The 25476-nt window shown below is 34.9% G+C and carries 25 protein-coding genes and 6 pseudogenes; 22 read left to right on the plus strand and 9 right to left on the minus strand.

What is annotated here, in order from left to right:
- Nucleotide 1: 1 nt before the first annotated feature.
- On the minus strand, nucleotides 2-958 hold the full coding sequence (gene hutG / locus ACIQ7T_RS12090; protein ID WP_370081172.1) for a formimidoylglutamase: 957 nt from the start codon (nucleotides 956-958) through the stop codon (nucleotides 2-4).
- A 139-nt stretch (nucleotides 959-1097) separates the two neighbouring features.
- On the opposite strand from hutG, the gene ACIQ7T_RS12095 reads away from it, so the two are divergent.
- The 14 genes from ACIQ7T_RS12095 (at nucleotide 1098) to ACIQ7T_RS12160 (ending at nucleotide 13308) form a co-directional block, all read left to right on the plus strand.
- Nucleotides 1098-1985 (plus strand): LysR family transcriptional regulator, encoded by an 888-nt coding sequence (locus ACIQ7T_RS12095; protein WP_370081174.1) that lies wholly within the window; start codon nucleotides 1098-1100, stop codon nucleotides 1983-1985.
- 119 nt (nucleotides 1986-2104) lie between these two features.
- Nucleotides 2105-2482, plus strand: a complete 378-nt coding sequence (locus tag ACIQ7T_RS12100; protein WP_402870573.1) for a hypothetical protein — start codon at nucleotides 2105-2107, stop codon at nucleotides 2480-2482.
- A gap of 628 nt (nucleotides 2483-3110) precedes the next feature.
- Nucleotides 3111-4346, plus strand: coding sequence for an acyl-CoA dehydrogenase family protein (locus ACIQ7T_RS12105; protein WP_370081178.1), 1236 nt, complete (start codon nucleotides 3111-3113; stop codon nucleotides 4344-4346).
- On the plus strand, nucleotides 4343-5119 hold the full coding sequence (locus ACIQ7T_RS12110; protein WP_370081180.1) for an SDR family oxidoreductase: 777 nt from the start codon (nucleotides 4343-4345) through the stop codon (nucleotides 5117-5119). Before ACIQ7T_RS12105 ends, ACIQ7T_RS12110 begins: the two co-directional genes overlap by 4 nt.
- 12 nt (nucleotides 5120-5131) lie before the next feature.
- Nucleotides 5132-6175 carry a phosphotransferase family protein gene (locus ACIQ7T_RS12115; RefSeq protein ID WP_370081182.1) on the plus strand — a complete coding sequence of 348 codons (1044 nt, stop codon included), beginning with the start codon at nucleotides 5132-5134 and terminating at the stop codon, nucleotides 6173-6175.
- A 466-nt stretch (nucleotides 6176-6641) separates the two neighbouring features.
- Nucleotides 6642-7031, plus strand: a complete 390-nt coding sequence (locus ACIQ7T_RS12120) for a GntR family transcriptional regulator (protein ID WP_370081184.1) — start codon at nucleotides 6642-6644, stop codon at nucleotides 7029-7031.
- Complete coding sequence (locus ACIQ7T_RS12125) at nucleotides 7028-7717, plus strand: ABC transporter ATP-binding protein (protein ID WP_370081186.1); 690 nt, start codon at nucleotides 7028-7030, stop codon at nucleotides 7715-7717. The genes ACIQ7T_RS12120 and ACIQ7T_RS12125 overlap by 4 nt, the downstream gene beginning before the upstream one ends.
- A gap of 104 nt (nucleotides 7718-7821) precedes the next feature.
- Entirely contained in the window at nucleotides 7822-8541 is a 720-nt protein-coding gene (locus ACIQ7T_RS12130) for a hypothetical protein (protein WP_402870578.1), read from the plus strand.
- Between the two features lie 12 nt (nucleotides 8542-8553).
- Nucleotides 8554-9735, plus strand: a complete 1182-nt coding sequence (locus ACIQ7T_RS12135) for a hypothetical protein (protein ID WP_370081190.1) — start codon at nucleotides 8554-8556, stop codon at nucleotides 9733-9735.
- A gap of 591 nt (nucleotides 9736-10326) precedes the next feature.
- Nucleotides 10327-10716, plus strand: a complete 390-nt coding sequence (locus ACIQ7T_RS12140; protein WP_370081192.1) for a VOC family protein — start codon at nucleotides 10327-10329, stop codon at nucleotides 10714-10716.
- A 156-nt stretch (nucleotides 10717-10872) separates the two neighbouring features.
- The gene (locus ACIQ7T_RS12145) at nucleotides 10873-11259 is read left to right on the plus strand and encodes a DUF5071 domain-containing protein (RefSeq protein ID WP_402870582.1); all 387 of its coding nucleotides are present in this window, start codon (nucleotides 10873-10875) and stop codon (nucleotides 11257-11259) included.
- Nucleotides 11260-11516: 257 nt separating this feature from the next.
- Nucleotides 11517-12386 (plus strand): alpha/beta fold hydrolase, encoded by an 870-nt coding sequence (locus ACIQ7T_RS12150; protein WP_370081196.1) that lies wholly within the window; start codon nucleotides 11517-11519, stop codon nucleotides 12384-12386.
- A gap of 103 nt (nucleotides 12387-12489) precedes the next feature.
- Entirely contained in the window at nucleotides 12490-12969 is a 480-nt protein-coding gene (locus tag ACIQ7T_RS12155; RefSeq protein ID WP_370081198.1) for an alpha/beta hydrolase family protein, read from the plus strand.
- Nucleotides 12970-13065: 96 nt separating this feature from the next.
- Nucleotides 13066-13308 carry an alpha/beta hydrolase gene (locus ACIQ7T_RS12160; RefSeq protein WP_370081200.1) on the plus strand — a complete coding sequence of 81 codons (243 nt, stop codon included), beginning with the start codon at nucleotides 13066-13068 and terminating at the stop codon, nucleotides 13306-13308.
- Nucleotides 13309-13959: 651 nt separating this feature from the next.
- On the opposite strand, the pseudogene ACIQ7T_RS12165 reads toward ACIQ7T_RS12160, so the two are convergent.
- Nucleotides 13960-14444, minus strand: a pseudogene (locus ACIQ7T_RS12165) (tetratricopeptide repeat protein).
- A gap of 335 nt (nucleotides 14445-14779) precedes the next feature.
- Here ACIQ7T_RS12165 and ACIQ7T_RS12170 point away from each other — a divergent pair.
- On the plus strand, nucleotides 14780-15625 hold the full coding sequence (locus ACIQ7T_RS12170; protein ID WP_370081202.1) for an alpha/beta fold hydrolase: 846 nt from the start codon (nucleotides 14780-14782) through the stop codon (nucleotides 15623-15625).
- A gap of 259 nt (nucleotides 15626-15884) precedes the next feature.
- Here ACIQ7T_RS12170 and ACIQ7T_RS12175 read toward each other — a convergent pair whose 3' ends face one another.
- Nucleotides 15885-16058 (minus strand): Fe3+ hydroxamate ABC transporter substrate-binding protein, encoded by a 174-nt coding sequence (locus ACIQ7T_RS12175; protein WP_370081204.1) that lies wholly within the window; start codon nucleotides 16056-16058, stop codon nucleotides 15885-15887.
- Nucleotides 16059-16195: 137 nt separating this feature from the next.
- Entirely contained in the window at nucleotides 16196-16621 is a 426-nt protein-coding gene (locus ACIQ7T_RS12180; RefSeq protein ID WP_370081206.1) for a ribosomal maturation YjgA family protein, read from the minus strand.
- Nucleotides 16622-16778: 157 nt separating this feature from the next.
- On the opposite strand from ACIQ7T_RS12180, the pseudogene istA reads away from it, so the two are divergent.
- The 4 genes and pseudogenes from istA to ACIQ7T_RS12200 all read left to right on the plus strand — a co-directional run.
- Nucleotides 16779-18061, plus strand: a pseudogene (istA, locus tag ACIQ7T_RS12185) (IS21 family transposase).
- Nucleotides 18062-18069: 8 nt separating this feature from the next.
- Nucleotides 18070-18522 (plus strand): annotated as a pseudogene (locus tag ACIQ7T_RS12190) (ATP-binding protein); the annotation flags it as partial.
- 95 nt (nucleotides 18523-18617) lie between these two features.
- Nucleotides 18618-19951 (plus strand): IS3 family transposase gene (locus ACIQ7T_RS12195; RefSeq protein ID WP_402870587.1). Its coding sequence is split into 2 segments (ribosomal slippage): nucleotides 18618-19005 and nucleotides 19005-19951, totalling 1335 coding nucleotides; the frame shifts between segments, so codons are not numbered across the junction.
- A gap of 33 nt (nucleotides 19952-19984) precedes the next feature.
- A pseudogene (locus tag ACIQ7T_RS12200) lies at nucleotides 19985-20293 on the plus strand (ATP-binding protein); the annotation flags it as partial.
- 143 nt (nucleotides 20294-20436) lie between these two features.
- Here ACIQ7T_RS12200 and ACIQ7T_RS12205 read toward each other — a convergent pair.
- From ACIQ7T_RS12205 to ACIQ7T_RS12225, 5 genes and pseudogenes are all read right to left on the minus strand, one after another.
- Nucleotides 20437-21011: pseudogene (locus ACIQ7T_RS12205) on the minus strand (GNAT family N-acetyltransferase).
- Between the two features lie 203 nt (nucleotides 21012-21214).
- Nucleotides 21215-21391 carry a hypothetical protein gene (locus ACIQ7T_RS12210; RefSeq protein ID WP_370083748.1) on the minus strand — a complete coding sequence of 59 codons (177 nt, stop codon included), beginning with the start codon at nucleotides 21389-21391 and terminating at the stop codon, nucleotides 21215-21217.
- 97 nt (nucleotides 21392-21488) lie between these two features.
- Complete coding sequence (locus ACIQ7T_RS12215) at nucleotides 21489-22088, minus strand: DUF6744 family protein (protein ID WP_370083750.1); 600 nt, start codon at nucleotides 22086-22088, stop codon at nucleotides 21489-21491.
- Nucleotides 22089-22138: 50 nt separating this feature from the next.
- Nucleotides 22139-22393 (minus strand): annotated as a pseudogene (locus ACIQ7T_RS12220) (DUF6744 family protein); the annotation flags it as partial.
- Between the two features lie 370 nt (nucleotides 22394-22763).
- Nucleotides 22764-23090, minus strand: coding sequence for a hypothetical protein (locus ACIQ7T_RS12225; RefSeq protein WP_370083746.1), 327 nt, complete (start codon nucleotides 23088-23090; stop codon nucleotides 22764-22766).
- A 126-nt stretch (nucleotides 23091-23216) separates the two neighbouring features.
- Between ACIQ7T_RS12225 and ACIQ7T_RS12230 the strand changes: the two genes are divergently transcribed.
- From ACIQ7T_RS12230 to ACIQ7T_RS12240, 3 genes are all read left to right on the plus strand, one after another.
- Complete coding sequence (locus ACIQ7T_RS12230) at nucleotides 23217-23756, plus strand: M57 family metalloprotease (protein WP_370083744.1); 540 nt, start codon at nucleotides 23217-23219, stop codon at nucleotides 23754-23756.
- A gap of 14 nt (nucleotides 23757-23770) precedes the next feature.
- A complete protein-coding gene (locus tag ACIQ7T_RS12235; protein ID WP_370083743.1) occupies nucleotides 23771-24334 on the plus strand; it encodes a hypothetical protein in 564 nt (187 codons plus the stop codon).
- 217 nt (nucleotides 24335-24551) lie between these two features.
- Nucleotides 24552-25310, plus strand: a complete 759-nt coding sequence (locus ACIQ7T_RS12240; protein WP_370083741.1) for a class I SAM-dependent methyltransferase — start codon at nucleotides 24552-24554, stop codon at nucleotides 25308-25310.
- The last annotated feature ends 166 nt before the right edge of the window (nucleotides 25311-25476 follow it).

Raw genomic sequence — 25476 nt, forward strand, 5'->3', positions numbered from 1 at the left:
CTTATCTCCTAAGTAAGTGATTTAGTGCTTCGTAAACAAAATAAGCACCTAGTTTAACTGTGCGCCCATTCTCATCCAGAGAAGGATTTACCTCACAAATATCAAAAGAATGTGTATTTGGATGTGAAGTGACTTGTTGAAGTATCGTGCGTACAGTTTTTGGATCTAGTCCAAATGGTGATGGAGCACTAACACCCGGTGCAAAAGCAGCATTTAGTACATCCATACAGAGCGTTAAGAGAATATAATCATGATTATCCATATATTGCTGAAGATCATGCATGATTTGTGCTTTATTTTCTGGCGTCATATTTTCTTCTAACACATAGTTCACATGCAACTCATCGGCTTTATCAAATAGTTCTTTTGTATTGCCGAAAGGTTGTATGCCTAAAACAAAGTAATCGGCATGTGGATCCTGCTCTAAAATCTGACGGAACATTGTGCCAGACGATGGTTGCTCATCGTATGGTCGTAAATCGAAATGAGCATCTATATTGACGATCCCGATTTTCGCATCTTTAGGTAACGCTGCACGAACGCCTAAATAATGTCCGTATAATGTTTCATGTCCACCGCCAAGCACGACACATTGTATTTTTTTATTTAGCAATGTTTTGACAATTTCACCGAGCTCATGCTGTGCCTCTTCTAAAGCGTGATTAAGACAAAGAACGTTACCAACATCTATAATTTGCTGTTCATCATTAAATGTCCAAGGTAAGCTAGATAATGATTCACGTAGAGCATTTGGTGCACTTGCTGCCCCTACACGTCCCTGATTACGACGTACACCTTCATCACATATAAAGCCCACAATACCGGCATGCTGATTATCTGAAGCGCTTACATCATTAATAGGAATTCTTTTCACTTTTTGATGTAAACGGAAACTACTCGTATTAGTAGTTGAATCTATACGGCCTTTCCACTGTTTTTGATCTGTCATTGTATACATATCTTCATCAACCCCATTTCCAATATTATTCTAGTGAAAATATTGTTATGAATAAATTATATATTCACATAATTATTATTTCTAATATATAATTAATATTAATCTATAGCTTAAAACTATAAATGAGGAGGATGTTGTTGTGGATTTTAAACAATTACAATATTTTTTAGCAGTTGTGGAGCAAATGAATTTCTCGAAGGCAGCTGAAAAACTGCATATTTCTCAGCCTTCTCTAAGTAATGCTATTAAAAAATTAGAGCAAGAAATTGGCTCACCTTTACTTGAAAGGAATACAAGAAATCTTCAATTAACAGAAGCAGGCGAGCTTTTATATGAACGAGCAAACGTTATATTGAAAAACATGGAAGTTTTAAAAATAGAAATGGATGAGGTAATTGTACGTGGCACAAGTGAAATAACGATAGGCGTGATGGAATCGATTAAGCATTGGCTCCCAAAAGTCATTACAGAGTATAAAAAAGAATATCCAGAAATGATGATTCATCTAGTAGATATTTTAGGGAGTAAGCGTGTTGAAAAATCGCTTAAAAGCTATAAAACACATTTAATTATTACAAATCAAATAATGGATGATGAAGAGCTCGAAGTTCACTGCTTATATGAAGAGCGACTTGTAGCCGTTTTACCATTAAATCACCCATTAGCGAAGAAAGAGAAGCTGACGATCGCAGATTTAAGTGAAGAGCCTTTTATTATTAGTACAGAAGGCTTTCAAACGAGACATGACATTTTAGATGCATTTGAAAAGGCTGGAAAAAACATTAATATCCAATTTGAAATTGAACGCTTTGAGACGGCTGTATCTCTCGTTCGTGAAAATTTAGGGATTACCATTTTACCAGAAAACTATTTAAAAGGTCCTACAGCTAAAACTATTGTACAAAAGGAAGTAGATTGCCCCAATTTACGGCGAAATGTTTATGTAGTGTATTTAAAAAATCGCCATTTACCTTTGGCTATTCGTGAATTGCTTACTGATATTATGAAGAAAGGCAAAACACTTTAGACTATAGAAAGCTTAAACGACAACTGTTGAAAAAAAGCAATCATATTCTTGGAGTATGTTAAAGATTTGGCTGTCCAAGTTTTCTACGTAAATTATCAATATACAAGAGAGGGGACAATATGAGAAAAAAAGTAATTGGTATTTTAATAGTTTGTTTATACTGTTTTCCTTTTGTTTATTTTTCGATGTACCAAGATTTTACTAACCGATCAATGCTCGGCTATTTAATGATGATTGTAATGACTTCACTTTTTGCTTTTTGGGGGAATTTTCTATGTAATTCAATTCCTTTTATTATCGGTAATATTGTATCGGCAGTTAGTTCCTTTTACTTTATCGGTAGGATGGAGGACACGTTAGGGATAGGATGGGATGGTGGTTATTTTAAACCCTTATCGCCTTCTCAACTAGTAGTAATTGTGAGTGTCTTAAATTTAATACCTCAGTTTTTCGCTATGAAGTTAGCTAAGGGACACAAAAATAAAGTTAAAGATTAAATTAATTGAGATGAGTGACTTCTTTGAAATAGAAGTTACTCTTTTTTTATGTTTCTTTACGTAATTTACCAATTTTAATGAATGGTTTATCACTCAAAATTGTAGATGATGTTTGTTAAAACGTATACCATTTATAAAAGTTGATTGGAGTGGAGACTGGGCGACTCCTCGGGGATTAGCGTCACAGATGAGACCCTGCAGCGAAGCGAAGCGGCTCATCGGACGCCCCCAGGAAGCTCTGCTCTGTGCGAAAGCGAAGCAACAGCAATTGTTTTATCTGTGCGAAAGCGTAGCGACAGCAACAACAAATGTTTTCTGTAGCGAAAGCAAAGCGGCAGCTACAAAGCGCCCAGCCGGAACGGAAATCAACCACACGTTATGTAAGACGCTATTCTGATTTGAAGATACATATTATGGCAAAATAGTGTTTTGACTTGTATTTTTTTATCGTAATGAGATTTTCTATACGCTGAAAACACTGTCTTGAGTATGAATTTTCTCTATAATTCAAATTTTTGTTTAATAGACATTGATTTACAAGAAATATAGCGGTAACATTTAATGTAAGAATAAAAATGAATATTCATTCATTTATCATTTTGATGTTCAAATAAAGGGGGGCTTTTTTATGAATTTTTCTTATAGTGAAAAAGTAGTAAAACTACAAGAGAAGCTGACAAATTTTATGGAGCAATACATTTATCCAAATGAAGCAGTGTTTGCTGCACAGGTAGAAGCAATGGAAGATCGTTGGGGAGCGATCCCACCAATTATGGAGGAATTAAAGCGCAAGGCAAAAGAAGCGGGCCTATGGAATTTATTTTTGCCAGAAAGCGAATATGGTGCAGGTTTGACGAATTTAGAATATGCACCTTTATGTGAAATTATGGGACGCTCTTTACTTGCTCCTGAAGTGTTTAATTGCAATGCGCCAGATACAGGAAATATGGAGGTGCTTGTGCGTTACGGCTCAGAACAGCAGAAGAAGCAGTGGCTAGAACCGTTATTACGTGGAGAAATACGTTCCTGCTTTGCAATGACTGAGCCTGCAGTTGCGTCTAGTGATGCAACAAACATCGAGGCAAGTATTGAACGGGATGGCGATTATTATATTTTAAATGGACATAAGTGGTGGACGACAGGAGCCGGTGATCCTCGTTGTAAAATCGCTATTTTTATGGGGAAACATAAGGATTCTACAGCACCGATCCATGAGCAACAGTCGATGATTTTAGTGCCGATGGATACACCAGGAGTGAAAATAGAGCGTATGCTTACGGCATTTGGCTATGATCACGCACCAGAAGGACACGGTGAGGTGACGTTTACTAATGTTCGAGTACCAGTTGAAAATATTTTGTGGGGAGAAGGAAAAGGCTTCGCGATTGCGCAAGGTCGTTTAGGGCCGGGTCGTATCCATCATTGTATGCGCCTTATTGGAGCTGCTGAACGTGCATTAGAGGAAATGTGCGTGCGTGTTCAGGAGCGACATGCTTTCCATCGACCACTCGCAGACCAAGGTGTGATGCGTGAGCGTATTGCGGAGTCCCGTATCGATATTGAGCAGGCAAGACTCTTAACGCTAAAGGCAGCGTACATGATGGACACAGTAGGAAATAAAGAAGCGAAGGCAGAAATTGCGATGATTAAAGTAGTGGCGCCAAATATGGCATTGCGAGTTATTGACCGAGCAATTCAAGCATTCGGTGCTGCTGGGGTAGGACCTGATACGACGCTTGCGGCACAGTGGGCAAATTCCCGAACATTACGTTTAGCGGATGGACCGGATGAAGTGCATCGTAACACGGTTGCCAAGCTGGAGCTGAAAAAGCATGCTAAAAAACAAGAGGAGCTGGTGAAATGACGGTACTAGACTTATTTAGCTTAAAGGGGAAAACTGCCATCGTAACAGGGGGAGGACGCGGTCTTGGAGCTCAAATTGCACAAGGCTTTGCTGAAGCAGGCGCTAACATTGTACTGTGCTCAAGAAAGGTCGAGGCATGCGAAGAGGTAGCCGCAGAATTAGCTGAATTAGGTGTACAAACATTAGCTCTTGCCTGTGATGTGACAAAGCCAGAGGATATAGCGAACGTAGTGTCAAAAACGCTTGAATCATTCGGCCAAATTGATATTTTAGTCAATAACAGTGGTGCGTCTTGGGGTACTCCAGCTGTTGAAATGCCGTATGAGGCTTGGCAAAAAGTCTTCGATGTTAACGTCAATGGCACATTTTTAATGAGCCAAGCTGTTGGCAAAATAATGCTAGAACAAAAGAGCGGAAAAATTATTAATATCGCCTCGGTTGCAGGGCTAGGTGGTACATTACCTGATTTCATGGATACAATTGGCTATAACGCAAGTAAAGGTGCAGTCATCACACTAACAAAAGACTTAGCCGTAAAATGGGGACCATATGGCGTCAATGTAAATGCGATTGCCCCAGGATTTTTCCCAACCAAAATGTCAAAAGTCTTAATTGAGCGTGGACAAGATTATTTAATGGGAGTGACGCCGTTAAAACGTTTAGGAACTGAAAATGACCTAAAAGGCGTTGCATTATTTTTGGCCGCGGCTGCCTCAGATTATATAACGGGGGATGTCATAGTTGTTGATGGCGGCATGAGCTCGATCATATAAGGGAGGGGTACAATGGATACGATACAAGTAAGGGCAAGTGAACGTATTGATGAAGTGAAATTACATTCATTTTTAAAGAGTCAATTTCCGGAGTTACCAGAGGGGAAGCTAGAAATTTCACAGTTTAGTGCTGGACATTCAAATTTGACTTATTGCCTAAAAGTAGGCGAATTTGAAGTTGTTCTTCGTCGACCTCCACATGGACCAGTTGCTAAAAAAGCGCATGACATGAAACGAGAGTTTACGATTTTATCAGCATTACATCCATTTTTAGCTGCTGTACCAAAACCTTATGTATACGTTGAAGATCGAGAGATTATCGGTAGTGATTTCTTTTTAATGGAACGTAAAAAGGGTATCGTACTTGATACTCATTTTCCACCTGGAACCGAAAATACAGAGGATTTAGGACGGCTCATTTCAGAAAAGATGGTTGATTCACTTGTTGCTCTTCATGCAATACCCTATAAGGAAACGAAGCTACAGGATATGGTGAAGCCAGACGGATTTATGGAACGACAAGTACATGGCTGGATTGAGCGCTATGATAAAGCGAAAACGGCAGAGCATGCTGAAGTAGCGGTATTGACAAAGTGGTTAAAGGATCATGTACCTTCTAATCATGAAGCAACCATTATTCATTATGACTACAAGCTTAATAACGCAATGTTTACAAGCGATTACTCTGAGATGATTGGTCTTTTTGATTTGGAGATGACAACTGTGGGGGACCCATTAGCAGATTTAGGCGTGGCCATGAGCTACTGGATGCATGCAGATGACCCAAAAATGTTACTATACGCATTTGGTGAACCACCAATAACGACTTTACCAGGGTTTTATACACGTCAGGAATTCATAAACCGATATGCAGAGAAAAGCGGGCGTGATGTTTCAGCCATCGATTATTATATTACATTTGCCTACTTTAAATTAGCAGTAATATGTCAGCAAATCTATTATCGATATGTGAATGGTCAAACAAAAGACGATCGTTTTGCACAAATGGACAAAATGGTAGCTGCACTAATTCATCAGGCTTCCAAGGCATTATAAACTATGGTATAAATGACGGTTGCTTGTAAAGCAGCCGTTATTTCACGTTATTAAATACTTTTCTGTCAATGAAATTAAGTGTCAAATTTATATAAGGTAAATTAATACTTTTTTTCTGTAAAAAATGTGCATGCATGGGTTAGGAGCATGCAGCTCATTCGAACGTGGAAAGTACTTTTACAACTGGTTGTTTTTTTGAACATGGATATTTATTTCCATGGATTTGATTGACATAAAAAGTGTATTAAGCATATAATACATTACGAAGAGTGTATTGTGTGCTTAATACACTTTTACATTTTTTTGAGAATGGTGTATTAATCTGTTAATACACCGAGGCCGATTAGCGGGTAATGGCTAAATAATAAATCGGGTAGTTCTTTAAAAGTACTTAGCGCACAAATATGTTCAATCTGTATTAGGTGCTTAATACACGAAAAATATAATTCTCTGGGAGTTGAGTTAATTGACTGTAAAGTTTAATAATCGGGATCCAGTTTATGTCCAGGTTATCCGACATTTTAAAGAGCAAATCGCCCAGGGTTATTTTGAACCTGGTCAGGAGATTCCATCAAGAAGAGAACTAGCCAACCAGCTGAAGATTAACCCAAATACTGCACAACGAGCTTATAAGGAAATGGAGGAACAAGGATTGATTTTTACTGAGGGAAATATGCCTAGCTGCATTACTAAAGATGAAGCGGTCCTTAAAAGCGTCCGTGAGGAATTGATTATTGAAGCGGTTGACTTATTTTTAGGTTCTATTAAATCCATCAATGTACCGTTATCCGAAGTGCTGGAACTAGTTAAGAAAAAGCATGATGCCGAAAGTGGAGAAGCGGAGGAATCGAAATGATCGAAGTAAAAAATGTCATGAAAAAATACGGCAGGAAACAGGTATTAAAAGGACTTTCTTTTACTGCTGAAAAAGGAGAAATTACTTGTTTAATCGGTATAAACGGCGTAGGAAAGACGACAATCATGAAAGCTATTATGGCGCTCACTCCTATTAATAGCGGTGAAATTTTGATTGATGGAGAAAAAATCCGGAAAGAAAGCTTTGAAAAAGTTACCTTTATTCCAGATACGATTACGATGTTGCCGCAAATGAAAATTTGTGATGCCTTTGCGTTCATGGCCGATTTTTATAAAAACTGGGATCCTCAAAGAGCAGAAGAGTTGCTGCAATTTTTTAAACTAGACCCTACTGAACGGATTGCCAATTTATCAAAGGGGAATATGGCTAAAGTCAATATGATATTAGGTTTGGCACTGAATGTGGATTACTTACTGATGGATGAACCATTTTCTGGTATTGATATTTTCTCCCGTGAACAGATTGCCGAAGTGTTTACAAGCCACTTAATTGAAGATCGTGGTGTGATTATCACAACCCATGAAATTAGTGATATTGAACACTTGATTGATAGAGCAGTGCTTATTGATAACGGTGAAGTATTAAAGGAGTTTAGCGTAGAGGAAGTACGTGAAAAGGAAGGGAAATCAGTCGTTGATGTCATGAGAGAGGTGTATTGTGGATGAAAAACTTTTTCAAACTTCTTAATTTCGAAGTAAATCGAATTTTTAAATTGTACCTAACTTTAATAGGATTGATAATTGTCAGTCAGTTCATTGGGGCGATTGTCGTGTCGAAAGTATATATGAATGACGCAGATCAGGTGATGTATAAAAATCAACTATCAATGAGCCAATATATTAAGGAATACGGGGTTTCTCCTTTTCATCGTTTCATTGAATCTGGTTGGTTTATGATGCCAATCTTTTTTAGCATCGCCATGTTGATGATTTATGTTTTCTTTATTTGGTATCGAGATTGGTTTGGAAAAAATACGTTTATTTACAGATTATTAATGTTGCCAACTGAAAGAATTAGTATTTATCTCGCAAAATTGACGACTGTTATGTTGTTGGTACTTGGTTTGGTTACTTTGCAAATATTGTTAATCCCGATCGAAATACAAATTTTTAATAGTATTATACCAACAGATTTACAATCGCATTTTTCATTTTATGATATTTATAGTTTAAGAATGTGGGGCTGGCTGTATCCGAAAACCTTGACAGAATTTATCCTGATTTATGGAGTCGGGCTTATCTTTGTAACAGTTCTATTCACTGCCATTTTAATTGAACGAAGTTACGGTTTAAAAGGCATTTTTTTCGCAATCATTTATGGAATGCTTTCGTTCGGAGTCCTTTTTGTACCAATACTAGTGAATGAATTTGATAGTGGCTATTTTTACGCACTTGAAGTCTTTCTAATGGAACTGGTAATGAGCGTCATCGTATTAAGCAGTGCCATTTGGATCGCAAATCATTTGCTAAAATATAAAATCAGGGTCTAGGGGGGAATGACAATGAAAAAATATTGGAAAACGATATTGATTAGTTTAATCATCGTGACGACAATCGGTTCTTACTATATTCAACAGGCAATGGCAAAGGGTGTATCCTTTAAAATCGAAACAACTAGCGGAAATAAGGGAGAAATCGACAATCTTATTCTTCAAGCGAGTTATCAGAGTGGTGATATTATTCGAGGGTTGCATATATCAAAGAATGGTTCGACTAATCAGAGCAGGTCTTTCATTGGAGAGTTGATAGGACGAAATAACCCTTTGATGTTTCAAAAATATATTGAAGAACACCGTAGTTTTATGCGTGGAAAAGAATTAAATCCTGGTCAGTATTTTGAAGACGAAGACCGTTTGATTTACACCACTTTTCAAAGTAATGGTCGAAAAGAGGGCCGAGGAAATTTGTTCACTCTTCAAATCGACACACTTGATAAACATACAAATGACAGTTCTTCATTTGAAATCAATATGCCTGACCAAGTGAGATATGACTGGATTAATGAGAGAGATGTCTATGTAGAAAATGGAAAAATAAAGATTTTAGGAACTAGCTATCTCAATGGTGATGAAGAGCTGCATATATATACGATTGATGAAAACAAAAAGGAATTAGAGCAGGACTCAATACTTGCAAAATTAGCGTCAGAAGAGAGATTCCAGGCCAGCATCAATATATTTAATGACAATAATAAAGTACAAAATGAAAATTATCTCTTATATATGGTTGAAAATTACAAATACCTAGATGATGATAAGCCTGAAACGATTTCTAGTAAAATGTATCTTTATAACTATCTCAATAATGAAGTGAAGGAATGGACAATTCCAGCCGAATTAGAACCATATAAGGAGTCTATGATTCTTCATGGAACAGATATATTCATTCCTGTTCGCTCAGCCAATGGTTTAGAGCTGTACCGTTATAATATAGAAAAGAAACAGTGGGAAGAGCCTTTAAACTTAAAATATCCAAGCATTGAAAATGATGAAGAAAAACCTTTTTTACAGGTTACAGATGGTAAACTATATTTAGTCGATCGTGTTTTTGACGGTCATTTCCTCTTTATCGGTGATTTACGTACAGGTGAATCATTATATGAAGGTAAAATCATCATCGAAAACAAAGAAAATCTAGATGCAGATTACTCAATAATTATCGGGCAATTATATAACATTAGTTAAAGAACATAAAATTTAGAATGAAGATGGTGTTTAACTTCTTTCAGCACTTGTTTAATGTTAACGTAAGTGAAACGGCAGTTACAGAAATCTCCCACCTCTATAGGTGGTGAGATAAATGCGAATTTAAGTTACTTTTCAGCGGGTGTCCAAACACCTACCTGTACCTGTCGCTACGCTTTCGGTACAAAAGACACCTGTACCTGTCGCTACACTTTCGGTACAAAAGACAACTGCTGAAATAGAGGAACTTGGTCTTAGAACGCCACGTCCTGTGGCATTACCGAAATGACCGACATCGTGTCGGCCCTCATGAAGTATGGGAATTGGCTAACTGACCTGGAACTTCTACTTGTAGGAAATTTTTAACTTTTTTCAGGAGTTGTGAAATCTTATTCATTAGGTAATTGAACTAACTAGCTAATGGCTTGTGAAACTTGTTCTTAAACTTTTGGAATGCTTTACTTGAAGAATATTGAGTTGCTTAGGCAGCTCTTTTTTTATTGGACTAACTGTGCAATTTAGTTTAATAAGAAGGATTGCTTCTTACTTTATAGAATACATGTAATATGTATTTTTTTAGGAGGTAAATAGATGATTTTTGAAATAACCAATCAAGTTCGTGTAACTGATTTTAACGAAGGGTATAAGTGGTATGAAGCATTACTAAGCAAAAAAGCTGATTTCATACCACACGACGGATTTGCCGAATGGGAAATAATCCCTGGTTGCTGGTTGCAAGTTGCTGAAGGAATACCATCAGAGGAAAGTGGGCCTTTACGTTTAGGGGTAACTGATATAGTAGCTGAAAGAGATCGACTAGTTAAAGAGTTGGAAATTGACGAATTTGAGATATACTCCCGTGAAGAAGTTTCTGCAAAATGGGGAACTTTCACTGACCCTTGGGGGAATCGACTTGGACTATTTGAGTATTTGGATAAGAAAGAAGAAAATGACCGTATAAAAACAATTATGGGAGTTTAAATATTTTGCTTGTTGTACTAACGGAGGCAAAAGTTTAAGATCAAGCTACCGAAGTCAAAGGTAGCTTTTCTTATTGACTAACGGCGCGGATTAATTTAATAAAGACCGATATGATAAATAGATTTCCATCTATAAAAATCAAAGGGAGGGATTCATATGGAAAACTTTGAAGATCTATTGCCAAGACATAAATTTGATAATGATAGAGTAGAAATGATTAAAAAAATGGATAGAGTTAAAATATTGCCTTTACTTCCTAACCTCCTTGAATGGATTCAAGATATGAATTGGCCAGTGGCACCAAGCGTATTAGAATTACTTTTAACTTTTCCAGAAGATATTGTTCCACATGTGCAAAATGTTTTATCTTCAGATGATGATAACTGGAAGTGGTTTATTTTACATTTTTTAGTTACAGAATTACCAGTAGAGTCAAGAGTTCAGTTTAGAGAGTATTTAACTAGAGTGGCTGAAACACCTACACATAATGAACTCGCAGAAGAACTTGATGAAATCGCAAAAGAGATTTTGGAAACAATCTAAAAAATACCCCTTATTAACTAAGGTAAGAGCAATTTTATAAAGGAAAGATAGATAGTGTAAAAAGGTTTTAAGATGATATGCTTCAATTCTCTTTTCTGATTCATATGATTCCCACGCTTTTGATATTTAATAAAATATATTCTTCCGAAAATATTGTTTATAGAGGAATTATTTCCAATTTACTAGAAAGAGTATACATAGAAAAATAAATACTTCACTAACGGAGCAGGATAGTTTAATAAGAAAGGGAGATAACAGTGGGATATTGGGAAAGGGAGTTACTTAATACGTCACGAGGCACCTTCGAAATATTTATCAAGGGAGAAGGGGAACCACTTTGTATAACCCATCATTACTCTGTATTTAATCAGACAGGAGATTATTTTGCAGAGACATTTACAAAAACAAACAAAGTATTTTTAGTAAATTTAAGAGAGACAGGACATTCAGAAAAAGCAATAGAGCCTTATCAACTGAGTATGTTGGAATCAATATTCGATTTAGAAGCTATACGTGAAAAATTAGGTTTTGTAAAATGGGGATTCGCAGGGCATTCAACTGGAGGTATGTTAGGAATAATTTACGGAATATATTTTTCAAATAGCGTAGATTTCAATGTAATTGTTGGAGCAGCTGCAAGAGAATATATGACATTTTCAAAAGATTGTATTTATAATCCTGAACACCCTAAATTCAACAGAATGCAAGAACTGATTGAAATCTTAAAACACCCAGATTTACTAACAGAAAAAAGAAATAAACTAAAAACTGAAAGGACAAAGCTATCTTTATTTGAGCCTGATAAGTATGATGAACTTTTTTCTCAAAGTATTAGTAAGGAAATATCTGCAATTCGTTTGAACTTTTTCAGTCGAGAATTGCAAGTATATGATGTGTCGAAAAAATTAGGATTTATATTAACACCAACTTTAATAATAGGTGGTAAATATGATGTACAGTGTCCAGTAATATATTCTATTGAAATGAATGATGAAATACCGAACTCAAAATTAGTTATTTTTGAAAGAAGTAACCATTATCCATTCTTAGAAGAATCAGAGCGATTTATGGAGGAATATAAGTTATTTATAAAGGAACAAAATTTTCTAACGGGGCAGTTTTCTTGAAGAGGAACATATAGCAAAGAATAAATATGCGAGAAAGGAGTGAGTTTAAATGGACAATATTAATTATAGCAGTAAATAGAATAATTATAGAGAGGTATCACCATTGACAAAAATATTAATGGAAGATCGCATAGTGAATAACATACCGATTTTAAGTATTTATCAAAATGAATTAAAGAAATGCCCATTAATCTTTTTTCTTCATGGATACGGAGGAGACCGTGAGCAAGCATTAGATTTTGGATATATGCTTGCTAAAAAAGGGTTTTATTATGTTAGTATCGATTGCAAAGACCATGGTATGAGGAAAATGAACACCGAAACTAACAAATTTTCTAAAGTATTTCCACCAGATACTGGTCTTGATTCTTATGTTCATATGCATGAAGTAATAGAACAGTCCGCATTCGATATACAAAGTCTCATTGAATATTTTAAAAGTAGAGATGAGATTGATAAGAATAAAATAGGAATATCAGGTTTATCTATGGGAGGATATGCAACATTTTATATCGCAGCTAATAACCCTAATATAAAAGTTGCGATTCCAATAGCTGGAAAGCCATCTTTTTCAAAAGCATGAAAAGATAGTATCCTATCAACAGGTACTTATGAACAATGGAGAGAACCGATTCAGAATGCAGCGAAAGAAATAGCAAAAAGAACAGAGTATTTCCGAATGATAGATCCATATGAAAAGTTAAGTAGTTTTTCACCAAAACCATTACTAATAATCAATGGCGATCAAGATACTGATTCACTATTTACTTATTCATTAGAGCTCTATGAAAAGTTGTTACCATTGTACGCTGAACAGCCAGAAAATCTTCGACTCAGCATGCCTTTTGTAGATCACCAATTTAATTATTATATGAAGCTTGAAGCTTGCAATTGGTTTGAAAAGCATCTTGGTATCCATTAATAGGATACTTTTTTGACAAATCTTATTGTGCTAACAGGGGCTTTCGTGCAATAAGGATTTCAAAAATAATCAAGCTTTAAGAAGTTAATCTACAAAATCCAAATAAGAGCATGTTTTGATCAATCTTTTTTCAAAACATGCTCTTTAGATTTGTTCTTATATTGAGATAAATCGTATTAATTTAACCAAACTTATTTTAAAGCTAGAACTAGGTTGATTTTCCGTTCGACTGACGCTTTTCTGGGAGCGGTCGATCGACGCTGATCCATAAGGAGTAGCTCAGTCTATACTCCAATTTAAGGACTGACCAATTTGTTTTTCATCTCTGTAAAAAAACAACAGATTATCCGACGTTATATATTATATTTTAAGACAAATTCTCGCACCCCAATTTATTATCATAACAAAATATACCCGTTAAGAAAATCAAGAGAGAGGGAATGCATGTTCTTATTTTATCATAGATTCTTTCAAAATGAAATTTTCACAGCATAAATAGCTTGCACTATATAAGGTCATTTCAATGAAAACTTTTTTTACTATCTTGAATTTATCGAGAAACACAAAGTAATATAGTTTAATAGGGTTTTAGGTCTATTTAGTAATATAAAAAGATCAGGTTCATAAACAGGAGCCTGATCTTTTATTGTGTTATTCCCAAGTTTGATCTAGCTTATTACTGTAGAACTTAATGGCTTTGCTATAATCTTTTATTCCTTCATGATGAGTAGTGTGAATTACTGTATTTAATAAAGTTTCCATAGCCTTTGAATGTTCACTAAGATTATAGAGAGTCATCGCATAAAAAACCTTTACATGTTCGGCTTCTGGAAACTCACTTAGAGCTTGTTCAAAAATACGTTTCGACTGTTCATATTGCCCTAATGTACGATAGGTGCTACCTAATCCTAAATAAGCTCTACTAAAAATTCTGGCTTAAGCCCTAATTGAATCGCTTTTTCATAGTGGGGGACAGCCTTTTGTTCTTTTCCTAATGAATCATATGTCCAGGCACATTGAAATTGGTAGTATCCATTTTCAGGCTCTTCATTAACTAGAGCTACCATTAATTGATTCGCTTCTTCCAATCGACCATTCTCTCTTAATGTAATGATGTGTTGTAATCGTTTATCCATTGTCTTGTATCCTCTATCTTTCTATTTTTTCTAATATTTAATAATTTTAAACTTTTGAATTAATATTGTATACTTGATTTAAATTTTAAAAATTTTACTTTTCTATATTATCAGGCATATTGAATAGAAAAATATTGAGTTATGATTATGTACGAAATCGACAACAACGAAGCGGCTCAGCGCTCGTTTTTCAATTAATAAAATAATAATGGGGTGAATTAGAATGCTTGAGCGTTCTATGGAGAAAACACGGGAATGTAAAAAAGAAAGGGAGTGATTGAAAGAAGAGCATAATATGAAGCTCTTCTATATAAAAAGAAAAGAGGACGATTATTATGAATAATTATCAAAGCATCTTAAGTGAAGGATTTAATTTAAAATATTGTGTGAAGGGACAAGGTAAGCCGATATTGGTAGTGGGTAGCAGTGTATATTATCCACGCTTGTTCTCGGAAAATTTATATAAACATTTTCAATTTATCTTCTTAGATCATAGAGGTTTTGTAAAGCCTCCTCATTCTTTAATGAAAGAAGATTATACTTTGGATAAAATTGTTGAGGATATCGAAACAGCAAGACAATGGCTAAAGCTTGAGGATTTCATTATTTTAGGACATTCTGGGCACGCATTTATGGCTTTGGCATATGCCGAAAAATATCCTCAATATGTTCAGAAGGTTATTTTATTAAATTCAGCGCCGACAAACAGTCAAGAGAGACAGCAGCAAAGTTTTTCATTTTTTAATGAAACTGCCAGCGCCCAGCGTAAAAAGCAATTTGAGCATGATATTGCCTTCTTAGAGAATGATATTCACAATGATCCTGAAAGACGATTTGTGCATATGTGTATCCGCATGGGAGCGCATAGCTTTTATGATTATACGTTCGATGCTGCTTATATGTGGGATGGCGTCTATACAAATATGGAAGTGATCGATTACCTTTGGGGTGTAGCTTTTGCTGAACGAAATTTAATCCAATCTTTAGCTCACATTGATAAGCCTATATTTGTAGGGTTAGGAAGGTATGATTATTTAGTAGCTCCTGTTTCGCTCTGGGGTGTAATGGATGATTCATATGAAAATGTGAAGAAGGTCATTTTTGAAAAAAGTGGCCATAACCCAATGTTTGAAGAACCGGATATTTTTGATAGGGAATTAATCAACTGGATTAATGAATAGCATGATGACCATTATTCATATGGCATTGTAATAAAGATTGATCATGTAAAATAAGGTTCCATTAATTGATAACACTAAAATGAAAAATCGCTAGAGAATTAATAAAATTCCCGAGCGATTTTTCATTTAATTGTTTATGGCAGTTTTCTCGAAGATTGTTGATGTTAAAACAAAACGGCAGATTTAATCTACAAAACTTGTTGAATAAATTCTATCTTTATATATTTTGTGAATCAAAATTTAACTAAAGCACAATATCTTAATTATTAATTTTCGTTGAACACTCTTTACAGATAAACTTTCCTTCGAGATTTAAATAAGCTTTGATCTCAGTAAATCCTTTTCGTTTCGGATATCGAATTTGGACAAATATTTCTTCATCATGCTTGATTTTATTACTACACTTCATACATTTTGGAATTATTAGTACCATCATATTACCTCCTATATTTGAATACTGCTAAACTCCTCTACTCAATACGGTTGAAAAAAATAAAAGTTCATTCCTGATTATTAAAGAAACCTGCCCCTTTAGTTGAATAGCAACAATCTTTTCGAAAACATCCTTATTTAACCTCGAAGGGAGAACTTAAGTGTCACCTTATCTATTACAGTAGCTATTATAATACCCACTGTATATCGAACCAAATCCTCTACAAGAAAACCTTTCCCAAGTATCAAAGCCCCGAGTGTTGTCCCACGAATCTGATTAATCCAGTCTTCCTGATACAATTGGCTAAATTCAATGCCAAAGCTAAACAAAAAACTGAGCCAAATGGCTGTGAGGGTGCTCTTACGCACTAGCAACAATCGAAATCCGAAATAGACCATCATAGCCCATAGCATGTCCCCAGCGTTCTGCGCCACAAATGACGGAAGTAGAAGACTCCATTTTCTAGAAGATAGACCTAATATGATAGTGATAACAACAGCTATCAAATAGCCAATTCGCATGCTACGGTAGTGCAAGTTGATAGATTTATGCTCATTAGTCATTAGAATCACTCTTTCGGCATGTTGATATTAATACATTATGATTCATTATCTCATAAATAGTGTCAGCTACAAATGCTAATTTAAATATGTACATTCCTGCTTGAATAACGATGTACAAAAATGCTCTTCCATTTCATACTAATACTGAGGTGTTAGTATGCATATTCAATTAGAGATTGAGACAGAATTTAAAATTAATAGTCTTTCAGATTTAGCAAATTTTAAACAAGTAATGGAGCATTTAAACATGAAGATTAATAAAAGTAGATTAGCAAGGGATATAGGCGTAGATCGACGAACAATCGATAAATATCTAAATGGCTTTATACCAAAAACAAAGCGTAATAAGCCATCTAAAATTGATGAGTTCTATCCGATTATTGCCAGCCTTTTATCAGAAGATTCTAAGCAGGTATTTTATTATCGACGTAATCTTTGGCAGTATTTAAAAGACAACCATGGTTTGAGTGTGGGCAATCTACATTCCGTACCTATATTGCCAATACGCCAGAATTTAAGGCTTACTTTGAGAAAGCTGAGCGTGTATCTTCTTTGAATGGCGGTATCCGTTATGAAACACGTATGGCCAAACAAGCACAGTTGGATTGGAAAGAAAGTATTCTTTATGAAACAAGTGATGGTGAACAGGTAGAGATTAATGTAGCCGTGTTAGTGCTAAGCTACTCTCGTATGCGGTTCTTCTATATGAGTATTTCTAAATCGCAGGCAGTTTTATTTTCTTTCTTAACCGACACGTTTGAAAAAATGGGTGGTGTACCAGAAGAACTCATCACTGACAATATGAAAACCGTGATGGATGAAGCACGAACAGAACATTTTGCAGGAAAAGTGAATGCGAAGTTTGCGCACTTTGCGAGAGATTTTGGATTTAACGTGAAGCCTTGTGTAACAGGTCGTCCACAAACAAAAGGAAAAGTGGAGACAACGATGAAGTTTTTGGATGAGATCCATGCCTATCAAGGAAAGTTTAACATAACTGAATTACACGCCTATATTGAAAAATTGTGTAATCGTATCAATCATGAAATTCATCAAGGAACGAATAAAATTCCAATTTTAGAATTCCAAAAAGAAAAGAATCACTTACTCCAGCTACCAACTGAACGAGTAAGAGATTCTTATCGAATCAACCATACGCTTGTGAAAGTCAATGCATCCAGCATGATTTCCTACAAGTCCAATCATTACTCCGTACCACTGGGGTATCAAGGCAAAAAAGTAGGGCTACAAGTGTACGATAATCAATTATGGATTTATTATAACATGGAACTAATCGCGCAACACAAAATAAGTGAAGCAAAACTAAATTATCAAGAGGCACATTATCGTGAAATGATAACAAAGGCCATGCCCGAATACCCTGATATTAACGATTTAGCAAAACGGAATTTAGCAGCGATTGGAGAAATGTATAAATGAATTCAATAATGAGTACAAATTATCAGCAACTACAGCAAAATTTAGAGTATTTAAAATTAAAGCAAATGGGCATCCATTTGAATGAAGTCATCGACTTTAGCATTAAAAATGAGCTTTCTTTTATCGATACACTTATTAAATTGACAAACTATGAAATCGATGTACGTGAGCAAAATATGATTCATGCGATGGTGAAAGTCGCTGCATTTCCACATTTAAAGGAAATAAAGGATTTTAATTTTGATTTCCAACCAAGTATTAACCAGCAACAAATACTCGATTTTCAAAGCCTTCGTTTTATCGAAGAAAATGAGAACATTGTATTCCTTGGTCCAAGTGGTGTCGGCAAGACCCATCTGGCCACAGCAATTGGCATTACTGCAGCTAAAAAGCGAACAAGTACCTATTTTATTAAGTGCCATGACTTAATTCAGAATCTGAAAAAAGCCCGTTTAGAAAACTAAAATGTACCCTATAAGATAGACACTTAAAAAAAGTCTCTCTTATAGGGTACTTTTATTTATAATGAACATAACAACTAGATGGAGCAGAACTTATGTCAAAGAAACTATTTACTAATCAAGAACAAAAATTACTCAAGAAACATCCTTATGTAAAGGCTGTTAGTGAAAAAGGAATTACTTACACAGATGAATTTAGAGCACTAGCTATTGCAGAATATGAAAAAGGCAAATGTTTACGTGAAATCTTTGAAGATGCAGGCTTCGATATCGACCTGGTAGGGATTCATCGAGCGAAATCAGCTTTAAAACGTTGGCGAGCAGCTTATAAAGAAAAAGGTGTTTCAGGGCTTGAAGACACACGTAAATATCATTCAGGACGTCCACTTGAACGTGAACTAAGTTTAGAAGGAAAAAATACTAGATTAGAAGCACAAATCGCCCTTCTTCGTGCAGAAAATGAACTTCTAAAAAAGATAGAATTAGCAGAAAGAGTGTTGAGAAAGAAAAAGGAAAACTAACAGCGGAACAGAAATTTCAACTGATCCACACCGTTATCCAAAAATATAAATTAAAGCGAATGGTACGTTATCTTTGCCAGTTAGTTGGGGTTTCTCGTTCAGGCTACTATCGTTACTTCACAGAAGAGGCAGAAATGAAAAGACAAACACTCCATCAAGCAGATGAGAAAGTCAAAGAAATCATTTTAAAAGCTTTCCATTTCCGTCGACGTCCAAAAGGAGCTCGTCAAATTAAAATGACGTTAGAACAACAGTATCAAATCACCTATAACTTGAAACGTATTCGTCGTATTATGAAGAAGTTTCAAATCGTTTGCCCCATTCGAAAAGCCAATCCATATCGACGAATGGCCAAAGCGACAAAGGAACATCGGACATTACCGAACCTGCTAAACCGCCAATTTAAGCAAGGGGTAGCTGGGAAAGTATTATTAACAGACATCACCTATTTGAGTTATGGAAAAGGTAAACGCGCCTACTTGTCTACAATTAAAGATGCGGAAACCAATGAAATTCTGGCATATGAAGTATCTGAAAAAATAACGCTAGATATCGCCCTAAATACACTAAGGAATTTGAAGAAGAATGGTATCAAACTAGCAGAAAATGCATTCATCCACTCGGATCAAGGCTTCCACTATACCAATCCCCAATTCCAAAAGCTTGTAAAGGAAATGGGACTAAATCAATCCATGTCACGTCGAGGTAACTGTTGGGATAACGCTCCTCAAGAATCGTTCTTTGGGCATTTTAAAGATGAAACAGATTTTAAATCATGTGAAACACTAGAAGATGTCATACGAGAAATCAAAAGTTATATGACCTATTACAATCATTATCGGGGTCAATGGAACTTAAAAAAGATGACGCCTGCACAATACAGACTTCATCTTCTTCAAGTTGCCTAGAGCTTTTTTAAAAATGTCCTTTACAAAGGGTACACTTTAAACAGGCTAGAGAGTCGTTTAAAACATTATACAAAATATAAATTATTAATCATCGATGAGATTGGTTACTTACCTATTGATCCAGAGGATGCGAAACTGTTTTTCCAGCTCATTGATGCCCGTTATGAGAAACGTAGCACGATTTTCACAACGAATGTGAACTTTAAATCATGGGATGAAATTTTCCCTGAACCGAAGTTAGCAAACGCGATATTAGATCGTATTTTACATCACGCAAGCGTTGTCACAATCGTCGGTGATTCATACCGATTAAAGCATCACTTAACCTCGGAAAACGAGTAATTTTGTACACCCTTAAACGAGCAAAAATGTACATATTGGTGTTGACATTTATAGTCAGCTAGAATTATAGTTTTATGCACCTTTGAAGAAATGGTCAATTTGTACAATACATTATAAGATGAAACAGGGTAAATAATAATTCATTATTTATCTAGGTTGTACTCTTCTTGAAGCAAGCCGTATATTTCTAAATCTACAACACCTTTACCAGACCATAACGTAGCTTGTCTTAAAAGTCCTTCGTGTAAAAAAACATTTTTCAGGAGCACCTTTTTAGATGCTTCATTTAATGGCAAAACCTCAGCCTGAATGCGATTTATATTTACTTCCTCAAATAAAAATTTGACAAGTATTTTAAGCGCATACGTCGCAAGGCCATTACCCCAATAGTCCTCTGCCAAAAAGTAACCAATCGTCACCATATTCACTTTTTGATTAAAATCCATTGCTTCTATAATACCTACTAATGTATCGCTATCAGACTTTTGAAAAATGCCCCATTTGATTCTGCTTTTCTTCAGGTAGTCTCTGTCAAAATGACCGGTCATTTTACCCACAGTTTGGATATTATGTTTCGGGATTATCCCACAATATTCAAATACCTTTTCATTATCATAGATCGCAAATACTTCCGGTAAATGTACATCTTCAATTTTTTTAGCACTACATTTTCGGAGCTTATTAATGGGAAATCTGCAAACACTTTTTCGATTTTCATAATAGTATTCTCTCCTTATTTTTTCCCCTTTAAGTTGAAGAGGCAATATTCAATTGAACTTTGAGTCCTTACAAATAATCCGTACTATAACCCCTTTTTAAAAATAGGCTCTTCACCCAACTAGTGAAATCTTCACTAATGATGATAAGAAATAAAATAGACATATTGCGCAACGCGCCTTAGATATGTATAATTTTACTATATTATACAGAAAGTGAGTGATTTATGATGATAGTCAGCTCTATTGAACGCTCCTTTGAAAAATTAATTACCATAGCCAATCCTGCTTCTGTCCAAATAGTTGCCTCCATTTGTTTTTTGTCGGTATAAATCCCATCAAAATGTGGAGCAACTGCCATCATAAAAAATAAATTATCCATAATTAATCTCTCCTTAATGAGTTTTTAGATAAAATAAAAAAGAACCACTTTTTTAGTAGTCCTCTCAAACGAGTTTTTTGATAATGTTGTAAAAATTTTACTTTTCATGTTTTTTAGCTGGCTTTATTAAAAGCTCATCAGTCATTTTTTGAATTGCAGCATTAATTAAATCAAAAGCACCTTCAACCTGATTAATTTCACCAGTTAAAATAGCTTTGTAATCTTTAAACTGATCAACAGCTTGTAAAGCAGTTGCTAAAGCCTCTTTTTCGAACTCTTTACGCTTTTTTTCAGGCATTAGTGTTAAATCCTCGTTAGCTTTAATAGCTTCACGACATTTATTTAATACCCCTTGTAGATGTTCTTGCACCTTTATTTTGATTAACGCCTGTTCTTCAGAATTGTTTACTAAAGGAACACAAAACGCATCTCCTTTTTCAAGGAAATTGATATACGCTACAGAACCTTTTAATTTTTCCTCATACTGGACTGGAACAAAGTAAACTCCACCTGTAGCTCGCATTAATATAGGTGACATAGAATTAAATAGCTTCGTGATTGAACCACGAACTGTATTCCCATTATGGGTTGTTAGATACTCTTGGAATGCAGATTCAGCATGGTTTACTAAATCCATACATGTCGGATCATTCCAAACTGTAGACATATCTCCTGTTTTTACATCGAAACTTAAAATTGCACCTTCCGAATCATAATCAAGACATTCACGTTCGGCATTTACTGTCTCTACAACATATGCTTTACAGGCTTTTGTCCCGCACGTACAATGTCCCGAACCGTAAAGTTTTTAAAGTTTTTATATTCTTTGCTTTCCGCTGTAGGTTTCCATGATTTAATTTCACATTCCCTTGCAGCTCTAGCAAATGCATCCTTAGGATCTATTGGGTTAGGTAAGTAACTTAAATCAAGCTTTAGTGACTTCTCCATTTCATCACGACGATATAACGCCTCACCAACAGAATAGGACACTATATAACCTAATAATTCAGACCCAGCACCAACAGTTTGTGTTGCTACTCCTTTTCCTAAAACTTGTTTTCAATCTTGCATAATGCATCTCCCTTTCGAGTTTTTTAGATTTTGGTGTATAAAAAAAGCGCATTTTAGCTATGTAGACATAGTAAAATACGCTTTGATACAGAAGTTATAAAAATTTTATAGTAGAGATTATAGCGATTGATAACTCTACAAATACATTAAAAACATGAAACCTTAACCAGTAATAAGTTTAGTTTCTTTCAAAATGATTTAATAAATATGCTTCTATTTTAACATATTGGATTAGAATTATTCAATTGTAGCGTTTAAAAAACAAAGGGAACAAAGGTTGAAATGAAGAAATGTTTAATACTTATTCCTCGACTACAAGTTTTATTAATTTTCCGTCTTCATTAACTACCGCAATCGCTTTTGAAATATCAATGTTATTAATAGCATAAATTTTTGTTCCAACTGGATAAATATTTGAAGATAATTCTTTACTATCTTGCTCATTGTTGAGGTGGTATTTTACTTCCCCTAACTTTTCACCAAGTTGGTCATTCTCTAAAACTTCTTCAGTCACAATGTAATGTGTATTATTATACTTTACGAATTGAAAAGCCCAAGAAGATGAAGAATTACATCCTATTAACAAGAAAATTAACAAAAAACAACAAAAGTAAAAAGAAAATTTCAAAGTCATACCTCCTTTTTAGAAATAATACCATTTTTCCAGAGAAATGGATGGTTTTTCTAGAAAAAAGGAGGATTTTTTTATTTTTTACAGAAATTATATAATAATCTAAAAAAAGGAGGGTATCTTTTGAAAAAAATAATTATTTTCACACTATGTATGTTTCTAACTTTTGCAGTTGCTCAACATGCTTATGCTTATGCCTTATTAGGAGGTAAACACAAAACGAACAACATTACTTACACAGCAAGGGACTTTAACGGAACTTATGAAAAGATTGGAAAACAATTAAATAATGCTATAGCGGATTGGAATGCAACAAGTACGAAAATTACATTTAGCGCTCATTCGGGTTCAAATACAACTAGACCGCAGATTGTTATCAAATCTGATGATTATGGAAAAACTGGTTGGTCAGGACGTGCGACAAGTTATCGTGAATGGGTTACTACCGGAGACTATGTTGATTCAATTGTTCAAGGTAATTTATATTACTTAAACGACTATGGTGCTAGTACAGTAAAGGGTGTATGGGCTCATGAATTAGGACATGCTTTAGGTTTGGCTCATGTGGATGGAAGCGATAAATTAATGTACGACAACGATGGTAGAACAGTTTATAAGCCTACACAGGATGAAATAAATGGTGTTAATTCACTTTATAAATAAGGAGGGATTCATTAATGCATAAAAAGAAAAAAAGCATCTTATTATTAAGTATTGGATTTAGTCTACTTTTATTATCATTTATCATATTAAAGACAACAAACTATCCATTATCTTCGCAATCTATGGGAGTATCAATAACAAATAAATATGACACAATTAGTGAAATCGAGAATGATTCCTCAATTATAGTTAATGCTACTGTCGAAGGGAACGAATCGTTTATTTATAAAGATGTGCCATTTACTATATCTGAACTAAAGGTAAATGAAGTTTATAAAGGTAATGTCGAAAAAGGAAATAGTATTAATCTTTTGGAGACTGGTGGAGTTATTGATAATGTTGAATATACTGTTGAAACGGATACGACTTTGAAAAGAAATGAAGATGCTATTCTATTTTTAACTGAATATGAAGGTCCTATATTGGAAAACACGAAAAAGTATGTTGTTTCAGGCGTATTTCAAGGGAAATTCAGAATGAATGAGGATAACTCCATTATCCCATCTGAACATAATGATGGGGAGTTATCAGAGATTAGATTAGTAGAGGATCTTAACTTAGAAGAGATAAATAATTAGCAATTTCCCAATTATCTTTTAAAAATTGGCGTGTTAAAGTACTAGAATAAAGAAGGACAACTGTCACACAAGTGATTGTCCTTCTTTTTTAATTGCTTATGAAAAATAAAAAAGCCTAGTAAAGTTAAAGTAAACTAGGCTTTTTCCAACAAACAAATATAAGGTGTGGAAGAAGTAAGAATAATAGATTCTTCTGCCCGAAATCGGAGGAATTGAAATGTATAGTTTTTACGGACCATTATGTACAGAACTTAATGATTTGACAAAACCAATAGGATATTCAATTGGTGGGGATATTGAATATTATCTTGAACGATTAAAAGGAACTAAGGGAAGAGTACTTGAAGCGGGGGTTGGCTCTGGACGCTTCTTAATCCCTTTACTTGAAAATGGATATGATGTTGAGGGGATTGACTACTCACCTGAAATGTTAGATTCATGCCGAAAACACTGCAATGAAAGAGAATTCAAGCCAAATCTATATGAAGGTAACTTAAGCAATTTTTCATTAGACTCAAAATATGAAGAGATTGTTATGCCGACAGGTTCGTTCTGTTTAATCGAGAATTCAAAAGATGCGATGGATGCATTAACATGTATGCATAATCATTTGATTCCTGGTGGCCGCTTAATTGTAGACATGCTTTTACCTACAGACTGGCGAACAGGGGAAATTACTTCATCCTACTATGAAATTTCGCAAGAGGAAGGAATTTCAATCGAAAGAAAAGCCATTGAAATGAACTGGATTGATCAATATACGCTAACCGTTTTAAAATATGAAAAATGGCGAAATGGTAAATTAATTGATACAGAGTTACAAAGATTTCCGGTAAGATGGTACGGTATAGAAGAATTCAAGCTTATATTAACAAACATAGGCTTTTCTGATATTACCTGTTCCGCTGAATATGTTTATAACAAGGAGCCTTCAAAAGAGCATTCACTAATTACATTTGAAGCTGTTCGTAAATAAATAAACCTGCTAGATTTTAGCTAAGAAAGTAGCTAAATATCTAGCAGGTTTTTAGATTTAATCATAATTCTTTTTTTCTCATACCTTGTCCAATGCTACAGATTCCTGTACTGTTGATCGCTTAATGTTAAATTCATTCCAGATCGAGTCCTTTTCATCTAGCAAT

Source organism: Lysinibacillus sp. NPDC096212, assembly GCF_044763105.1.
Taxonomy (GTDB): Bacteria; Bacillota; Bacilli; order Bacillales_A; family Planococcaceae; genus Lysinibacillus.